The sequence below is a fragment of the Wenzhouxiangella marina genome (genome assembly GCF_001187785.1).
GTDB classification, from domain to species: domain Bacteria; phylum Pseudomonadota; class Gammaproteobacteria; order Xanthomonadales; family Wenzhouxiangellaceae; genus Wenzhouxiangella; species Wenzhouxiangella marina.
Genome location: NZ_CP012154.1, coordinates 1035937 through 1054112, shown reverse-complemented (window position 1 = coordinate 1054112; position 18176 = coordinate 1035937). Strand labels below are relative to the sequence as shown.

General features: G+C 64.8%; 15 protein-coding genes. 2 read left to right on the top strand and 13 right to left on the bottom strand.

What is annotated here, in order from left to right:
* Positions 1–4: 4 nt before the first annotated feature.
* The 4 genes from WM2015_RS04495 to WM2015_RS04480 form a co-directional block, all read right to left on the bottom strand.
* Positions 5–1117 (bottom strand): DUF3500 domain-containing protein, encoded by a 1113-nt coding sequence (locus WM2015_RS04495; protein WP_082169435.1) that lies wholly within the window; start codon positions 1115–1117, stop codon positions 5–7.
* 106 nt (positions 1118–1223) lie between these two features.
* The gene (locus WM2015_RS04490; protein WP_049724921.1) at positions 1224–4346 is read right to left on the bottom strand and encodes a membrane dipeptidase; all 3123 of its coding nucleotides are present in this window, start codon (positions 4344–4346) and stop codon (positions 1224–1226) included.
* A gap of 262 nt (positions 4347–4608) precedes the next feature.
* Positions 4609–4896, bottom strand: coding sequence for a DUF3817 domain-containing protein (locus WM2015_RS04485; RefSeq protein WP_049724920.1), 288 nt, complete (start codon positions 4894–4896; stop codon positions 4609–4611).
* A gap of 83 nt (positions 4897–4979) precedes the next feature.
* Positions 4980–5381 carry a GFA family protein gene (locus WM2015_RS04480; RefSeq protein ID WP_049724919.1) on the bottom strand — a complete coding sequence of 134 codons (402 nt, stop codon included), beginning with the start codon at positions 5379–5381 and terminating at the stop codon, positions 4980–4982.
* Positions 5382–5682: 301 nt separating this feature from the next.
* Between WM2015_RS04480 and WM2015_RS04475 the strand changes: the two genes are divergently transcribed.
* Positions 5683–6237, top strand: coding sequence for a hypothetical protein (locus WM2015_RS04475; RefSeq protein WP_049724918.1), 555 nt, complete (start codon positions 5683–5685; stop codon positions 6235–6237).
* Between the two features lie 132 nt (positions 6238–6369).
* Here the strand turns inward: WM2015_RS04475 and WM2015_RS04470 are convergent, their stop codons facing one another.
* Both WM2015_RS04470 and WM2015_RS04465 read right to left on the bottom strand, forming a co-directional pair.
* The gene (locus WM2015_RS04470) at positions 6370–7146 is read right to left on the bottom strand and encodes a ferredoxin--NADP reductase (protein WP_049726975.1); all 777 of its coding nucleotides are present in this window, start codon (positions 7144–7146) and stop codon (positions 6370–6372) included.
* Between the two features lie 270 nt (positions 7147–7416).
* On the bottom strand, positions 7417–7641 hold the full coding sequence (locus WM2015_RS04465) for a hypothetical protein (RefSeq protein WP_049724917.1): 225 nt from the start codon (positions 7639–7641) through the stop codon (positions 7417–7419).
* Positions 7642–8047: 406 nt separating this feature from the next.
* Between WM2015_RS04465 and WM2015_RS04460 the strand changes: the two genes are divergently transcribed.
* Positions 8048–9937: an extracellular catalytic domain type 1 short-chain-length polyhydroxyalkanoate depolymerase gene (locus WM2015_RS04460; protein ID WP_245609807.1), complete on the top strand. Its 1890-nt coding sequence runs from the start codon at positions 8048–8050 to the stop codon at positions 9935–9937.
* 131 nt (positions 9938–10068) lie between these two features.
* Here WM2015_RS04460 and WM2015_RS04455 read toward each other — a convergent pair whose 3' ends face one another.
* From WM2015_RS04455 to WM2015_RS04420, 7 genes are all read right to left on the bottom strand, one after another.
* Positions 10069–12198 (bottom strand): choice-of-anchor Q domain-containing protein, encoded by a 2130-nt coding sequence (locus WM2015_RS04455; RefSeq protein WP_049724916.1) that lies wholly within the window; start codon positions 12196–12198, stop codon positions 10069–10071.
* A gap of 175 nt (positions 12199–12373) precedes the next feature.
* Positions 12374–13357: an NAD(P)-dependent alcohol dehydrogenase gene (locus WM2015_RS04450; protein WP_049724915.1), complete on the bottom strand. Its 984-nt coding sequence runs from the start codon at positions 13355–13357 to the stop codon at positions 12374–12376.
* Between the two features lie 127 nt (positions 13358–13484).
* A complete protein-coding gene (locus tag WM2015_RS04445; RefSeq protein ID WP_049724914.1) occupies positions 13485–13880 on the bottom strand; it encodes a GFA family protein in 396 nt (131 codons plus the stop codon).
* A gap of 266 nt (positions 13881–14146) precedes the next feature.
* Positions 14147–14920: a type 1 glutamine amidotransferase domain-containing protein gene (locus WM2015_RS04440; protein ID WP_049724913.1), complete on the bottom strand. Its 774-nt coding sequence runs from the start codon at positions 14918–14920 to the stop codon at positions 14147–14149.
* A 272-nt stretch (positions 14921–15192) separates the two neighbouring features.
* Positions 15193–16470 (bottom strand): APC family permease, encoded by a 1278-nt coding sequence (locus tag WM2015_RS04435; protein WP_049724912.1) that lies wholly within the window; start codon positions 16468–16470, stop codon positions 15193–15195.
* A 151-nt stretch (positions 16471–16621) separates the two neighbouring features.
* Positions 16622–16888 carry a hypothetical protein gene (locus tag WM2015_RS04430; RefSeq protein WP_049724911.1) on the bottom strand — a complete coding sequence of 89 codons (267 nt, stop codon included), beginning with the start codon at positions 16886–16888 and terminating at the stop codon, positions 16622–16624.
* 645 nt (positions 16889–17533) lie between these two features.
* Positions 17534–18160, bottom strand: a complete 627-nt coding sequence (locus WM2015_RS04420; protein WP_049724909.1) for a hypothetical protein — start codon at positions 18158–18160, stop codon at positions 17534–17536.
* Between the last annotated feature and the right edge of the window lie 16 nt (positions 18161–18176).

Genomic DNA, 18176 nt, shown 5'->3' with positions numbered 1-18176 from the left:
GCCGTCAATTCTGCCCCCCGATGCCCATGCGTTCCTGGACGCCCGCCCGGATTTCCTCCTGACTCGGGTGGTGTTCTTCGTAATGCTGGCCGAGCCAGTCGGCACCGTAGTCATTGCTCGGATCCCGGACGATCGAGTGATCGTGGTTCTCGTCGACGAGGTTGTATTCGATCAGCAGACGCGGGCCGTGGACCCGATAGTAGAAGCGCCCGTCGGCCGCGATCGGGCCGCGCCAGGAAAACCAGAGCTGGTCCCAACCCGCCGCTTCGATGGCCACGAGCTGGGCATCGGCGGCGTCGAAGTCCGCATTCCGAACGTACTCCTCGATCAGGGCGCGGAGTAGGCGCCGCTGATCGGCGTTCAGTTCGCTGGCTTGCAGACCCTCATAGGCTTCGAGGCTGGCCTTGCGCCCGGGGCCCTCGAAGATGCCGTCGGGCAAATCCTCCGAGACCTGGGCGGTCGACTGCTGTTCCTGGCTGAGAGCCTGCATCAGCTCGAGCCCCCGATCGGCTTTGTGCGGCAGGGCCATGCTGCCCGCGAAGGGGCCGGTTTCGACTCGACGCGGCGAACTGCCGAGAAAGGTCGGCGTGAACCCGACGCGACCCTCGTGAACGGTGAAATTCGCCGCCCCGTGGTGGCCGGAGAACTGCCAGCCCCAGTGCTCGGAGCCCGGCTCGCCGAAGATCGCCACCGCGTACTTGTTCGGGTCGCGGGTCGCGATGAAGGCCTGCTGCGGACCAGTCGGCTCGCCCTGGAATCGCGCCCGCGCCGCCTCATGAAGCAGGACCTCCAGGCGCATCACGCCGACGAACTTCGCATAGCCCTGGCTGGACAGGGAGGCCCGAAGCAGGGCCTGGGTCGCCGCACGCTGGGCATCGTTCATGTCCTTCAACAGGAGCCCGGACGGCGGCACCATCAGGATCGGCAGATTCGACCAGCGGGTCCGCTCCTCCGCCTCGAAGGCGAACTGCGCGACTTCGCGCTGCTCGGGGCCGAGCGTGTCCAGCAGAGCCCGGGCCGCCCGCGCCATCTGTTCACTGCTGTGCCACTCATGGGCCCGCAAGCCGGAGCTGCCAGCCATCAGCAGCATGGTCAGAACAAACAAGCCTCTTGTCATGGATCCCTCCCGTTCGTGAGCCGTGCGTCAGGACGACGCGTCGGTTTTCCTTGTCTTGCCGAGCCCCGTGTCGAGTAGCCCTTTCCCACGGCTGACCTGCTCGCGCTCAGCGCCGTACCGGGCGGCGACGGCCAATCAGCGTCGAGGCCAGCTCGAAGCGGTCCATGAACATCGGGTCGATGGGCGGCTCGGCGTCATTCACGTCGCAGGCCTCCCCGAGTGCCGCTTCCCACACCTCCAGATAGCGGTTGGCCGATCGGTAGAGCGGCTCCATGCCGGCGCCAGCCATGCCCAGCTGGGCGACGTCGGCCAGCATGTCGGGCAGCAGGCCGACGTGGGCCAGACCATCGGTATTGAAGTCGAAGGTCTGCTGGCCGGTGACCTGTCGCTGGAAGGTGCCGAAGGGGTTGCTGAACGGATAGCTCAGCTGGTTGCCCGCCCGTTCCTGGGCGCTGCGTTCTTCCTTGCGTGAGGCCAGAAGATCGACCACCCCGTCCTCTCCGCCACAGCCGGCCGAGCCGAAGCGCGGTCCCGTGTGCGCGGCCACTCCATTGAAGTCGGTCCCTAGCGCCACGGGGCCCTGCATGACATCGACCGCGTACTGATAGGCCTGAATCCAGCTCTTGGTCGAGGACCGACAGTCGGCCGCGATGGTCGGAAAACCATTCACCGGGCTCGGCGTGTATTGCAGCGTCTGCTGGCCATCGAGGGTCAGCAGCGCCACCAGGCCGCCGAGATCGCGCATCCGATCGAGCTGATCGCGGGTCCGCATGCGCTCGTGCCGTCCCGCCTGGCCACCGGAGCCCGGCGCGGTCGGATCGCCGTAGAGCTGGGGATGCAGATCGAAGAACTGGCCATGGCTGGCGACCAGCGGGTAGTTCCCCAGCAGGGCCGCCAGATCGAGGGTCTCGTTCAGCGCGCGGCTGGACATGTGGTCGATATCGATCAGCATGCCCCTGGCCATCAGGCGCTGGATCAGATCCACGCCGGCAGCCGTCAGTCCCCGGGTGTTGCAGCTGGTCGGGGTATTGAAGGGGGGTGCGATGTCGCCGAGGTCGCAGCTCTCGATCGGGCCGTTGGAAACGGCGCAGGCCAGGGCGCGCAGGATGTCGATGGTGACGTTGTCGTGCCGGAAGCCGTAGCCCGGCCCGGCGCCTGGCGTGGTGGCGCAGTCCTGGCCGGTCTGCCACTCGTACTGGATGTAGCGGTTGCCGACGGCCAGGGGGTCAAGCCACAGCGCCGCCCCGGAGAAGGCATTGTCGAAGTTGTGCACCGGGAAGATATGACGCACGCCCCAGTCGTAGTAGAAGTCGATCGCCTTCTGCACCGTGTCCAGCGCCGGCCGACCCGGCATGTTCGGACAGGGGCCGCTGGCCTTGCAGTTGAAAAGATTGTCCACCTCGATGCCGAGCGTCACCGCGAGCTTGCCGGCAAGGATCACGCGTCGAGCCTCGACCGGGCTGTGCACGATGCGGAACCAGCCCTCGCCCGGACCCCCGCTCTGCGCATCGAGCCAGTCCTGGAAGGCGTAGGCCGCTTCGATCTGCAGATCGATCTGGGCCATCGAGTCCGCGCAGTCGACGCCGGCCAGCTGCACCGAGACCTCGCACATGGCCTCGGAGTGCACGGCCATCATCACCATGTGCCGCAAGCCGCCGCGCCAGGCGCGCTCGAGCCAGCGGTAGTACATCTGCTGATGGACCGCCGACTTGTGCGTCGGCCAACCGTTGAACAGCGGCGAACCCAGGGGCGCGCCGGGCTGATCGTCGGTGCCGGTGCCGGTGGGGTCGTCGAAGGGCTGGTGATCGCCGTGCCAGAGCACCTGGCCATCGCAGACGCCCGTGGCAAGCAGGTACGGCGGGCAGTCGGGCGGCAGACCGTCGGCCACATGCGCCGGCGGCGCCCCGCCCTCGAAGGCGCCGACGACGTCCATATGGGTGCCGTAGTCCTGCTTGAGGGCCTCGTTGATGCCGCCGACGGGATCGTAGGGCCGGCCGACGAAGGCCGCGCCACCGTGCGCCAGGTGGGCGAACATGTGCGCGTGCATGTCGGACAGTCCCTGCAGATTGCAGAACTCGGGCACCGGCTGCGGCTGTGGATCACAGTCGATGCAGTCGACGCCGGGCTCCGCGATCTGCATGATGCCGCCTGCAGGATCGGTCATCAGGCCACAGCTGGAGCTCGAAAAGACGGCGGCGGCGGTCGCGCTCGGGCCGCAGAAGCAATCGCCGGTGCAGCCAGGAATCTCGTCCAGACCGGCGCTGCAGGCGGCGCCTTCGCCGACGCAGCAGGCGCGCTGACCGAGACCGCCGCAGGGGGCCGGCGTGACGCAGGTGGAATTGGCCGTCGCCCCGGTTTCGCACAGGCAGTCGCCGGCGCAGCCCGGTACTTCGTTGACCCCGGCCTGGCAGGCACCGAAGCCGGCCTCACCGACGCAGCAGGCGCGCTGACCCGGTCCACCGCAGTCCGTGACCGCCTGGCAGATGCTGCTCGATTGCGTGCCCCAGGGAAAGTTGCCGCACTGGCCGGCGTTGGCCTGAGGGACCTCGGCCAGACCGGCCTGGCAGGCCCCGAAGGCCGCTTCACCCACGCAGCAGGCGCGCTGGCCGTCGCCACCGCAGGGCGAGACGGCGCGGCAGATGCCCTGCGACTCGATGCCGGGCGCGAGGTTGTTGCACTGGCCCGTGTTTGCGATCGGCTCCTCCACCAGCCCCGCCTGACAGGCGCCGAAGGCCGCCTCTCCGGCGCAGCAGGCACGCTGATCGGCGCCACCGCAGGGCGTGGGGGCCAGGCAGACACTGCTCGACTGGGTGCCCGGCAGATTGGTGCAATAGCCGGCATCGGGTTGCGCGTTCTCGACCAGACCGGCTTCACAGGGCCCGAAGGCGGACTCGCCGAAGCAACAGGCTCGCTCACCCAGACCCCCACAGGGCGTCGGCGCCACGCAGCTGCTGGACGACTGGAACACGCTGTTGCTGCACTGACAGTCACCGACACAGCCGGGAATCTCCAGCAACCCTGGCTGGCAGGCGCCGAAGGGGGCTTCGAACAGGCAGCAGGCGCGCTGCCCGTCACCACCGCAATTCTGTGCGGCGACCGAACCGGGAGTCAGCAATCCGAACAGGGCGAGGAGCATGGCGAAGGCCAGGCCCACGGCAGCCAGCGGCGGCGCCGGCCGGGCACCCGACACGGTGTCGAAGACACCCGCCGTCGTCAGCTTTCCATCCACAATTGCCTCCCCTCCGATCCCGGATGACCTGCTCGGCGGGCGTCCTCATCCCCCGAGCAAGGGAGGCTCGAGCGTCAGAAAGCAGATGTCGGTCAGATCGAAGCCCCGAGGTTAGCCCATTCGGCCAGGCACGGCAATCGAGGGCGTTTGGACGATCCGGGCACGGATGTATTGCTGAACATCGTTGTCACCGATCCTGCAGCGCGGATCGAAGCGTCCGCCATGACCCTGACCGAGAACGGCGCTGCGCTCCTGCCAGACCCTACTCCTCTGAGCCCCGCTTCTTCAGTTCCCTTTCCAGAAACAACTCCATCGGAATGAAGGCGAAGGGCAGGACGGCCGCCAGCAGGCTGAGCAACCAGGTGATGACCGACCATTTCTGCTGGTGCGACACGATCAGTGACAGCACGCAGTAGATCAGAAAGATCACACCGTGCGTCATGCCGAGAACGTAGACGTACTCCCGGCTGATCAAACCCAGGGTGACACTGAGGATCACCAGCAGGGAAACCCCCTCGGCCAGGCTGGCAACGCGGAACAGATTGAGCATATGGATTCTCGCCAGACTTCGAATTCGGCCATGGTCGGCCGTCGGAACAGCACGAAGTATAGCGACTGCCCCGGGACGTCTGGCTAGTCCGGCAAGGCGTCGAATCGGGGGACTTCGTCCAGGCGATCGTCCCAGCTGGCGCGGCTGGCCATGAACAGGTGTCCCTGAGGCCGCATCGCCAGGTCGGTCTCCAGACTCCCGGCCGGCACGACGAGCAAGGACCCGCCGTCCTGCGACGTCGGCAGGGGCGAGCCGCAGGCCTTGCAGAACGCTCTGCCATGGCGACTGCCCGGCAATTCGTAGACCGCGACCATCGACTCCCCGGACAGCCAGCGGAGTGCCGCAGATCGCGCAAAGAGATTGGCGGCATTCGAGGACCCGGACCCCTTCCGGCAGCGGGCGCAATGACAGAGGAAAAAGTGCTCGAAGTCGCCCTCGACCTCGAAGCGAACGGCTCCGCACAGACATCCACCCGAGTAGTTCAAGACTCGCCTCTCCTGATCGTTTCAAGATGCATCGACACGTTGGCCCGTCCTGCAGGGACGTGGCCGACGACCACGAGCACACAGTAACCTGCCCGGTTCCCTGGCCCCGACTGGACCTGCCGCTCAGGATACCCTCGGGTCGACTTCATGGGTGTCCAGCGCCCTGCATCCAGCTCCCTGCACTTCCCCGGGCTTCTTCCCGAAGGGCCGAGGCCTGGCTCGATTAACGTTTTTCTCACCATTCGAGCGGCTCTGGCCATTACCCTTTGCGATCTCATACGCCAAAAACCGAGGGTAGGACATGAAACTCTGGACGATTCTCTTGATCGGTGCTGCGCTGATGCTGACGGCATGCCAGTCGGACGAGCCGGAAGATCAGATGGAAGAAGCCCAGCAGGCGATCGAACAGGCCGCCGAGGAAACCGCCGAGGCGGCTGAAGCGGCCTACGAAGCGGCCCGCGATCAGACCGAGCGCTCAACCGAAGCGATGCAGGACGATGCCCGGAGCGTCGGTGATCGCGCTCGCGACATGGCCGATGCTGCCGGCGAACGCATGCAGGAAATGGGCGACCAGATCAGCGAAGGCGCCCAGGAAGCCTGGCAGCGCGCCGCTGAAGCCGCGGCGAATGCCCGTGCCAAGGCGCAGGCGCTGGCCGATTCCGGCCTCGACCGCAGCAGCGAAGCCTGGGCCGAGCTGCGCTCGGAAGCCGAAGAAGCGCGTCAGCAGGCCGCCGAGGCCCTGGCCGAAGCCCAGGAGTACGGTGGCGATGCCTGGGAGCAGATCCGCGAACGCACCTCCAATGCCATGGACGACATGCGCGCGGCCTGGGACGAGCTGACCGGCGACGAGGGCTGAGCCCCCCCCTGATCGATCCCCGCACCTGCCCGGCCACCGGCCGCGGCAGGTGATCCTCGAACCCCGGCCCGCGAACCATTGACGAGGCCCGCGCTCGACCCGGCAGCGCAGACCCGGCTGCAGCCGAGATCGTCAGCCGACGAAAGCCCGTTCGAACACGTAGTCACCTGTATCGCCGATGAACTGGCTGGCGCGAAAGCCGCGCCCATCGAGCAGCGTTCGGAAGTCCTTGATCATGTCCATGCTGCCGCAGAGCATGACGCGATCGTTGGCCGGATCGAAGGCCGGCAAGCCCAGGTCCTTCGTCATCTGCCCCGAATCGAGCAGATCGGTCAGACGGCCCTCGTGTATGAAGGGCTCTCTCGTCACGGCCGGATAGTAGAGCAGGTGCCCATTGATGATTTCGCCCAGGATCGGATCCTTGGGCAGATCGTGGCTGATCATTTCTCGGTAGGCCAGATCGGACACCTGGCGTACCCCGTGCGCAACGATCACCGTGTCGAAACGCTCGTAGGTTTCCGGGTCCTTGATGATGGAAAGATACGGCGCCAGGCCGGTGCCGGTGCCGAGCAGATAGAGGCGAGGTCCGGGCCGCAGATCGCTGATGAGCAGAGTGCCCGTCGGCTTCTTCGACAGCAGCAGCTCATCGCCCGGCTTGACGTGCTGCAGGCGTGAGGTCAGCGGGCCGTCCGGCACCTTGATCGAATAGAACTCGAGTTCCTCCTCCCAGGAGGCGCTGGCGATCGAATAGGCGCGAAGCAGGGGCTTCCCGTCCACTTCCAGACCGACCATGATGAACTGCCCGCTCTCGAAGCGGAAGCCCGGATCGCGGGTCGTTCGAATACTGAACAGTCGTTCGTTCCAGTGGTGCACATCGAGCACCCGCTCGCGGCGAAATCGGTCGTTCATGGCATTCATTCGATTGCAGAATCAGGAGTGTCGAGGACCAACGGAGTCGGGCCGGTTTCAAGCTGGACCGGAAGCCCGCACTCCACTTCATTATTATATTAGAAGCATATCATGTAACGGGGTCGACAGCGCCGCAGATTGCGCATACCCGGCCGCATTCTCAGCCTGCTGGATCACCATGCAGCGCCCTCGCCCGAACTCCTCGTACAGCGACTGGTTGCAGATCCTGCACCGTTCCGGATCCATGGGCAAGCAGGCTGTTGGCAGAACTCAGTCTTTCTCTTCGTCGATCGGCACGTCCGGCTTGCTGGATCCATCCTTCTTCTCCATCGCGCTCATCAGCAGCCAGAGACAGATCCCGATCGCGACCCCGGCGCCGATATTGCCGAACATCGATCCCAGGATGATGCCGCCGATGATCCCGATGAAGAACCAGGGCTTGCCCTTCGCCTTGCCTTCCGTGGCTTCTGAATTGTCGCTGCGGTCTTCGGACATGGTCACTAACTGCCTTTCTGATGTCGGACGCCAAACTCGAGCCTGAATTCTAAGGGACCCTCGGCAGGTCCTGGTGAGTTTCCCTACCTGCGTTGCTTCGGTGCTCGCCGCAGACAGACTCCATCGGCTGGCTCGGAATCACCAGGGATGAGCTGCCGGACTGAACTCGGGCCCCGAGCCGACAACCGGTTCCTCGGACCACTGCTGAGCCGAGGACCCGCCTGCCCTTTCGTCCAATGGCGCTCCTGACCAAGCCCGGCCTAGGCTGATGTGACCATCCACATCGGGAGACCTGATCATGGCCTTGAATCCAGCAACGATTTCAAGGGGGGAGGCAGGTCGATCGCTACAAGTCGCGGCGCGCTGGCTTCTCGTCCTGCTGTTGCTCGCACTGCAGACGACAGCGATGGCCGGATCCTGGCAGCAGAACCAAGCCATCGGTGGATTCAATCGAGTCCATGTTTACACCCCGGACACGACTTCGCCGGTCGGCAACGGCCGCGCCCTGCTGGTCGTCCTGCACGGCTGCACCCAGTCCATCGACGCCTTCCTGACCGCCAATCTCGAAGACGCCGCCGAAGCCCATGGCATGGTGATCGCCGTGCCCGATGCGATGAACAAGGCCGGTTTCAGCTGCTGGTCCTACTGGCAGGGCACGATCTCCCGCAGCTCGGGCGACTACGCCAACCTGATCGGACTCGCCCAGGCGCTGACCAATGATGCATCGAAGGCCATCGACGCCGACCAGGTCTACATTTCGGGCCTGTCCTCGGGCGCGGCCTTCGCGGCACAGACCGGCTGCGTGGCCCCGGACCTCTTCGCCGGCGTCGCACCGAGCGCCGGCCCGACGATCGGCACCAGCTCTTCAGGCGCGATCGGGACCTGCGAGACCGTGTCCCCGGCCCAGTTCGAAAGCCGCTGTCGCAGCTATGCCGACGCCAGCGTGGAAGCCTTTCTCGACACCCAGGTCGCGGTCGTGGGGCACGGCACCAGCGACACCACGGTCAGCACCTGCTACAACCAGCAGAACGCGAACGGCTACGCGCGCGTCTACGGCGTGTCACAGCTGTCCGGAACGACCGTGATCAGCGAGGGCGGCGGCAGCGCCGACGAGACCCTCTGGCAGAACGGCCGGGTGGCCATGCTCTTCTTCAACGGCCTCGACCACTCCTGGTCCGGCGGCAGCGGCGCCAGCGGCAGCTACGTCAATGGCGCCAGCATCAACTTCGCCAGCTACCTCGGCGAGTTCTTCGCCGCCAACAACCCCCGCATCGATCGCAACGAGGCCCCGGACGTCACGACCTTGTCCGCAATCGCGAGCACCAATGACACGCTCGGCATCACGGGCGCCGCCAGCGATGCCGACGGTTCGGTCGTCAATGTCGAGATCGCGATCAGCGACATCGATGGCGTGCCGGTGGAAGTCCAGGTGATCGATACCATCGTCGACGGCTCGGGGCAGTTCAACTTCACCAGCACCACCCTCCCCGACGCTCTGTACGAAGTCAGCGCCGTGGCCACCGACAACAATGACCAGGACAGCGCCCCGGTGACCGTCATCGTCCGCATCGGCGATCCACCGCCGGAGCAGGCACCCACCCTGAGCAACATCGACGCGAGCGTCGATGGGCAGTGCGCCACGGTCAGCGGATCGGTGATCGACGCCAACCAGAACCTCGACACGGTCGTCGTCGACTTCGCCAGCGGCGCAACCACGCTCGGATCGGCCACCGCCAGCATCGATGGCCAGCTCTACGCCGCCAGCCAGTGCAATCTGCCCGGCGGCAGCGTCGAGGCCACCGTCACCGCCACCGACGCAGCCGGATTGTCGAGCATCGACAGCATCACCTTTCTGATCGACGCCGGCCGGACCGGGGACTACAACTTCCACATCAACGAAGGCCACATCAGCTGGGGCAGCGGCTATGCCAACTGCTACCTGGCCTTCGGGACCGCGCCCTTCACCATGCGGGAGTCCTCCGCCGGTGGCGGTCAGTGCGTCTGGACCGCCGATGGCGACGCGTCCTGCCAGGGCCCCGTCCAGGCCTGCTCGGGCACGGGCGGCGGCACCGATCCGGACCCCGATCCAGATCCGGACCCCGACCCGCAGTGTCAGGAGTTCACCACCCTGAACTACCTGCACCGCGCCGCCGGCCGCGCCTACAGCACGGGCAGCTTCTGGGCCCCCGACTACTTCGCCGAAGGCAGCGACGACCCCCTGCCCGGTTCCACCTACGGCAGCCACACCCTGTCATCGAGCGATGGTCAGAGCTGGAGCCTGGGGCCATGTAACTAGCGGCATTTGAAATCGATCAGTCAGGGACACCAGGCAGGCCCCGACTCGGCCTTCTCGCGCTTGCCGATGCAATTCGCATTGCCTTCGAGCGACGCCTTGATTCGAGGCCTGCACGATGTCCGGCATGTGATCTACATGCCTGCCCGGTCAATACCTTCGAAGCGACTGTGGAAGATGGAGTCCGTGCTGGCCGAGATGTTGACCACGACCGCATCCGACAGATTGACGCCGCCATTGGCGGTGCCGCCGTTGTCCAGCAGGACGATGCTGACGATGGCGCTGCCGGTGGCGCCGGCGGCGATCTCGAAGCTCAGATCCGCATTGCCGGTTCCGCCGAACTGAAGACTGGGCGAGACGGAGAAGAAGCCGACCGGCACATCCACGGGCGACACCAGGAACTGTACCGACTGGCCCTGCTCATCGGCCGGACCGGCGCCGATCTCCGTGGCCCAGTCCTCGATGAGCGTCGGCTGTGCGGGTACGGCCGCCAGCGAATCGGTGCTGAATGCGAAGCTGGGCGCATCGTTGACCGGCAACACATCGATGAACACGCTGGCCGAGCCGGTGTTCAGGTTGTCGGAGATGACGTACACGAACTCCGTCTGACCGGAGGTGTCGGGACTCAGGGTCTCGAAGACGAAGGCGCCGTCCGCGCTGGCCGTGAGCTGGGCCGCCACCAGCCCTCGATTCTGGTCGGCGGGACTGGCATCGATCACGATCAGGGCGTCATCGTCCAGGTCGTTCTGAAGCAGACCGTTGATCGCCGCGACGGTGAGCGGCTGATCCTCGAAGGCCGTGTAGATGTCGTCGTTCGCGACGGGAATCGGATTCGAGCTGGCGCTGAATAGCTCGACGGCGCCGATGTCGCAGCCGTCGGCGGCATCGATGATGTTGCCGATGTCGATGACTCGGAGTCCCGTCTGCGTGTTCTGGAACAGTCGCTGATCCGTCAGCCGCGAGGTGCACCGACCCTGGTCGAGCACCGGGCTCCCCAGCATCGGCACGTGCACGGGCGTCGGTCCGCCGGCGTAATCCAGGGCTTCGAGCAAGGGATCCAGCGGCGACGGGGCGGTGCCCACCCAGTCATCGTTGCCGTTCGGCTGGCCGGCGGGGAACACCCCGCTCACGGTCGCATTCATGCTGACGAGATTGAAGCCGAAGCTCTGCATGCTGCCGTGCAGATCCGGCGCCGGCGAATCGGCATTGTCGGCGTTGAGCGCCACGATCGAATTGAACAATTGAACCGGTGCCGAGGACGCCGACCAGACGCCGCCGCCGCCGGCCACCGCGACCTCGTCGTCGTTGCTGTCCGAGATGTTGAAGACCACGGTCGAATGCCTGAGGCTCAACTCGGAGATTTCGGCCGGAAAGCCCGGACCACCCAGGGCGATCGCGCCGCCGACCCCGGTCGTCGAGTTGCCGGAGAAGGTGGACTGGAAGATGTCCACGACGCTGGCCAGGGTCTGGCCGGAGCGGAGCAGAATGGCGCCGCCCGCCGCATCCTCCTGGGGCTGAGCCAGCGCATCGTGGAAGGTCTCGTTGTTGATGAAACTGCTGTTCTCGATCGATATCGTCTGTTGGGCACCGATGAACACGGCACCACCGCCGACCACGTTGCCGTCACCGAAATTGCCGGCGCGGTTGCCGTCGAAGGTACAGTTTCTGATGGTGATGGAATGGCCGCCGCCGCCGAAGAAGCCGAGGGCGCCACCGCCACGTTCCGAGGAATTGTTCAGGAAGACGATGTTCTCGAACAGCAGGCTGGAACCGGGCCCCAGGGACACCAGGGCCGCACCGCCATAGTCGCCGGTCACGGCGCGCAGGACATTGTCCCGGAGCGTCATGCCGCTGATCTCGAATTCGGAGTTGGCCTGCAGGTTCAGGATATTGAACACGCGGGTCTCGGCGAGGTTGGTCACATCCATCACCGCTGCACCCGGCCCCTGGATCTTGATGGACTCGTTCAGATGCAGGGTCGAGAAGATCTGGAAGTGGGCCGGGAAGAGGCTGGGCTCGAAGACGATCAGATCCTGGACCGGGACGGCCTCGCCGGCCACACACTCACCGGGCAAGGCCCCTGACGCCGTATTGCTGTTGGCCGCCAGCACCGCCTCGGTCAGGGTACAGAAGCCGTCATCGGCCGAGGCCAGGACTTCCGCCGTATTGACGGTGATGGTGGCCGCTTCGACCGGCTGGACGACGATCAGAGCGATCGCAATGCAGACTCCCCGCCATAGCCGATGGATTCCCGGGCGCGTCACTGCGCAGGTCGAGGGCTGCCGGCCGCTATCGGGGCACGAAGGATGATTGGGCTGAGGCACGATAGGAACTCCCTGCAAAAAATCTGGCTACGTCATGCAGGTATACGCAAGGCGTGCCGGTGGGCCCTCACCCGCTTGCCCGCTCGACGCCTCGAAGGACCACCAATCACGGGCATCAACCGGGCCAATCCCTGCATTCACCAATCCCGACCACCACTTCACCCCGCTTGTGGCAACCGTCGACGCGCTCGTGCGCCTCGACGATTCGGTCAAGCGGGTAGACCTCGTCGATGACCGGCTTGAACTGCCCGCCCTCGAGCAGAGTGGCGAGCGTATCCAGGTGGGCCTTGCTTTCGACCGCCACGCCGCAGATCAGGCGAGAGCGCCAGGTCGAGGACAGGGTGGTCAGCAGACCGGCCACGATGGCAATGAGCTTGCCATCGGCCTTGAGCAGGGGCTTGCATCGGGACAGGGACAGGTTGCCGACCGTATCGAGCACGAAGTCGAAGCCCCCCGCATCATCCTCGATGCGTTCGGTCCGGTAATCGATGACCCGATCCGCCCCGAGGGAGCGGACCAGCTCGACGTTGCCAGTGCTGCAGACGGCCACCACCTCGGCACCCAGATGCTTCGCCAGCTGAACCGACGCCGAGCCAACGGAGCCGGAGGCGCCGTTGATCAGAATGCGCTGCCCGCCTTCAAGGCCGGCGGTCGCCTTCAGGAAATGGATCGCCGTCTGTCCGCCGAAGACCGCGGCCGCGGCAGTCGCAGCATCGACCCCGTCGGGCGCCTTGATGACGGCGGCGGATTCGGCCAGGCACAGGTACTCGGCGTGGGCACCCATCCGCATTCCCGCCGAGCCATAGACCTGATCCCCGACCCTGAACGAACTCACCGCACCGCCGACAGCGGCCACCTCGCCGGCGAAGCTCATGCCGGGAATCTGCGTGCGCGGCTTCAGAAGCCCGAAGCCCAGGCGGCTCAGAAGGCCGAACCCGACCGGCACGCGAAGCGCGCGGATTCTCGAATCACCGGAGGTGACCGCACTGGCACAGACTCGAATCAGCAATTCATCCTCTTTCGGCGCCGGCGTTTCGGCCTCGATGATTGCCAGCGCATCCGTCGGACTGCCGTATCGTCGCCATGCCACTGCTTTCATTGCTCATGCTCCTTTATCGTCTGGATTCGAGTGCCGGGGATCGAGCGGCCCGAGCTGTGCGGGACCACCGGTGTCGGCCACTGCGGGCGTGGGGCGACGCTGCCCTTGCACCGCCTGAAGCCTGGCACTAGTCGTGCGGGTCCTGGGCAAACTGCCTGGCCTGGTCGCCGATGCAGAACCAGCTCGGCTTGTCAGCGACCCACTCGTGAAAACTCATCTCGAGCGCGAGATCGGCGTCGATGCAGTGCGCGTTGATCGGGAAAGTCGCCTGGGCGGAAAACACATCTCCAAGCGCCGTACCGCAAGCCGAACAGAAGCACCGGTCGAACTGGAACGGTGGCTCGGCCTTGTAGGTGGCAATCCCATCGAGGCCGGCGGTGATCCTGAAGTCCTTCGCACTCACGAAGGCCAGGGCACTCGCCCCGAGCTTGCGGCATCGGCTGCAGTGGCACATGCCGAGCATGTGCGGGCTGCTGTCGATTTCGAACTGCACCGCGCCGCAGCAACAACTACCCTTGATCACGATGAAACTCCTGGGTTGATTTCACGGGCCCTGGAGGACATTAGCACCTAAGGAACCTCTGAATAATCATGCGCGCATAGAGCTGGCAGCCTGCCTCGAGGCGGCCGCTCCAGTAAAAGGCCTCCTCGATGACCGTGACCGGTCCGCGCAATCAGGACCCATCAGTTTTCGACACGAGCGAACTCGCGAACTCCCTTGCGCCAATAGACCAGGCCGAAGCAGGCGGCCACCAGGGGCACGGCCAAACCGAACTCATTCGCCAGGACCTATTCATCAGGCCGAGCACCGTCCTGCTCATGAAGAAGGATCATCTCCTTGGCGACGAGGGCGGCGGAGGGCAGGAACATCGTGGTCACGATGCGCTGGTCGATGACCACCTCGTTCTGATCGTCCAGGGACTCCTTGTTCAGCGCGATGGCGCCGTGCTCGTTGAGTCGAGTCTCCAGGAGAAAGGGCAGCAAGGTGCCCTGCTCCGCCCAGTCCTTGGTCGTTTCCGTGGAGTCGGGAAAGCCGGCGATCCGCTTGCCATCGACCAGATACGCGCCCGTGGACAGGCGTACATTGGCAAAGCCCGCCGAACCATGACCGCTGGCGCCGAGAATCCCTCCAGCTTCGTGGATCCCGGCAATCAGCGCCTGGGTTTCCTCATCTGCAGCCACATCGAACATGACGCCATAGCCACCGCCGATGAACACCCCCCAGTACGCTTCCGGGTCCACCTGTTCGGGCGAGAGCGTGGCCTCGGTCCTCTCCAGAAAACCCTCATAGGCGATGGCATAGCTGCTGATACCCAGGGGATCACGCATGAAGAACACCGGGCCGCCGTCGGGCGAAACGAAATCCACCTCGTAGCCGTGGCTCAGAAAGACATGAAAGGGCGGCGCCACCTCGAAGAGATCGTTTCTGGCATCGTGCTGCTCGGGGTCGCCCATGTCGACCTGGTTGGAAACGACGATCAGCACCTTCTGCGGCTCGTCCGCATCGACGCCCGCAGCGGCCAGAAGCAGGGCAGTGGCAAGCATGGCGTTCAAAGCATTCATGACGTGTCCCTATCGATGAGGCGAAGATACGATGCCGATGCCGGAGAGAAGACCTGGCGTCGCCGTGCGTCGGGCCACCGTCCTTGAACTTTGTTATAACCCGGGGCAGTCCCGATCATGCAGTGCCATGAGTCACCCGTCGGCGGCGAACACGGGATTCATGCGCACACATCATGCGCAGCCAACATACCGTCCGCTGGCCACCCGCCGACGACGAGGCGGGGCGGATCCGCATCGCCTTCGGAGTCGCCCCTATGCCCCGATCCTCGGACTCATCCCACCCCCTGCGAACGGCCTCGCCAGGCCAGGAAATAGAGCAAGCTGCCCACCACCGCGAAGCCCAACAGGGTCTGCCAGTGGAAGGCATTGGTCTGAGTGGCAGCCCAGAGGCTGAGCACCAGGGCGACAGGCGCGGCCAGGACGATCGAGGTGTTGAACGCGGGCAGGCCCGCCTGGCGGCGGAGCCTCGGCAGGGCCAGGATCGAGCTGACATAGGCGAGCAGTCGGGCCAGAGTGCTGACGGCGGCCAGGGCCAGGAAGTCGTCCCAGAGGGAGAACAGGATCGCCCCGACGCCGTAGAAGACGATCGAATTGGCGGGCGTGCCCCAGCGCGACACCCGGCCGAACCAGCCGGGCAGCAGACCGTCATCGGCCATGGCCGAGGGCATGCGGCTGGCCGAGGTATGGCCGGCGGTCAGATTGGCCAGCACGCTCATCACGATGGTCGCGGCGATCAGCAGGGCGCCGATGTCGCCCCCGTACTCGCCCGCCAGGGCGGTCAGCGGCGCCTCCGGCCCCGTCCCGGCGATCACGCTGTGGCTGTAGGCCCACTGCAGGCCGAAATAGATCAGGGTGACGAGCGCCAGACCCAGCAGCAGAGCTCGCGGCATGGACCGCTGGGGATCCCGCGTCTCGCCCGCCGGAATCGTCGCGTTCTCGAAGCCGACAAAGGCATAGAGCGCCGCCAGGGCGATGCCCTCTACGGCGCTGAACTGCGGCAACACCAGAGGTCCGGGGCTGGCTGCCGCAGAAATTCCAACCACCATCAGGATCAGCAGCGGCAGCAGCTTGAACAGGGTCATCGCCCCAAGCACGGCCACGACGCGCTTGATGCCGATCACGTTGACGACCGTGATGCCGCCCAGCACCGTGATGATCAAGGCCACCTTCGCCGCGCCCTCACCCACCACCGGCCAGAGTGCGGCCGCATAGGCGACCAGCACCAGGACGTTCGCGCCCTGGCTGATGAGCCGGGCGGCATAGAAGGTCCAGCCCACGACAAAGCCCGGATAGGCCCCGAAGGCATCGGCCGCATAGCGCTGCGGACCACCCGAGCGATCGGTCAGGCGGGTCAGCTCGGCAAAGCAGACGACAATTGCCATCACCAGCACTCCACCGATCAGCAGTAGCCAGGGCGCGAAACTGCCCACGGCCACGTGCAGCGCCTCGGGCAACCCGAAGATGCCGGCACCGATCAGGCCGTTGACCACGATGAAGAGCACGCCGAGCGTGCCCATGTCGCGGCGGTACTTGGAGGGTTCGGGGTTCATCGACGGTCCAGATCGAAACCAATCAGAGGGGACAGCATGCCCGGGCAGAGGCATGAAACGCAAATTTCATCCAGCTGACGAGGCCTCGGATCGATCCAGCGCCGGAAGCCGCTTGGAAGCTGGATGCGCGATGGTCTCTGAAAGCGCCGTATCAAAGGGAACCGAGCAGCCAGACGATGAAAAGCGCGATCACCACGAACACCATCCCGACCATGACGATCAGCACCTGCCTACCGAACAAGCCCTTGCTGTACCGATCGCTGTTCGGATCCAGATACTGCGAGCCGGCCATCAGTGAGCGTGCGCGCTCGGCACGTGACTTCCTGGAATCGGTTTGCCTGAAGCGATACCAGAAATAGGCCGCCGTGGCGAGCACGCCCCAGTACAGGTACCAGTACTCCGAAAGATGTTCACTCATGACTTCGATGGCTCAGGCCGCTTGTGGAAGGCCCGCGGATTGCGTTTCAATCCCTGTCCCTGGACGACCGCCACAGACCGAAGCCCCGAGGCGCCTCCGGACCGCTTGGCCTTCTGTGAATCCTCCCCGGCCATGCAGCCGACCAGACCACACGATACCTACTGCCACTTTGAACCGCATCGAAGGCACTTTCTTCGGCCTCGTCTGAAAGGAAGGGGAATCGAGACGAGATGAACTACCAGGAATGCAAGCCGCCAGGATCGTTCATTTGGAACCGACGCGGTCGACCCACACTCCGGACAGACGTCCTCCTCGCCGTCCGGGAGCGGTTCTACAGAAGCCAGTATATCGAGGGCTTCGGAGGCCAAGCTCGGAGGAACTTGCAGACGAACACCACCCAAAGCAAGCGTCATTGGCCAATCCAGCTGCGAATGGCCGTGGCTGTGCAGGAACGCCGGAATTCCCTCAACGTCCAGGCGACCGCGGGCAATTTCGGCCTCGATGGGGCTTAGATACCACCCAACCGTGACAGGCGCCGAGGAACGCCTAGAGCCGTCTTCATTCATTCAGCGCTCTGGCCAAGCGGCGCGCCTTGGCGCGTTCGCGCCAAGGTGAAACAGGAACAGCTTGGCCCGTTTGTCATCTCTACCACCGCCAATCATGGTCGATCGGACTATCAATGACAAAGGTGGGGTTGCCGAAGCCGGTATTGGTATCCAGTGTCAAGTACAGAACAACCGGATTCTCGGCCAATTCTATTTCAGGTTCCTCCCTGTAGGAAAACACTGATGTCACTTCCGACAGACCCGTTTCCGGCAAGGAAACTCGGATGGACTTCCCAGCAGAGCTGGCCCCGATCAGGGTGTCCCCCCAACGATTGTCCAGCTCCGGTTCGAGATAATACTGCTCGCCATTTCCAGGAGACGTTATCCAGCACCTGGCATCCGAAACGTCTTCCTGTTCTGGCGGAGCGCTCAGCCAGCCCGTCAGATTCGGCAGATCATAGGCTGGAAGCCCGTCCGGCAAAAGAACCGCGACGGAACCCTGACTTTGCGGATGAAGCTCGATACGAAATTTTGCCGGATACACGTTTCTGCGCATTTCATCGTATCCCCGAATGGCACTCGCTATTTCGGCAACCGTCCCGTTGCCAACCAATATCAAGCCCTGCGCCGCCACGAAAGAGGAGTCGACAGAATCACTGGAACTATCGCAAGCGCCGATCGTTGACAAGAGCAATATCAGCAGCGCACGTTTTTGAAAGGAACCCATTACTTGACGCCCTACC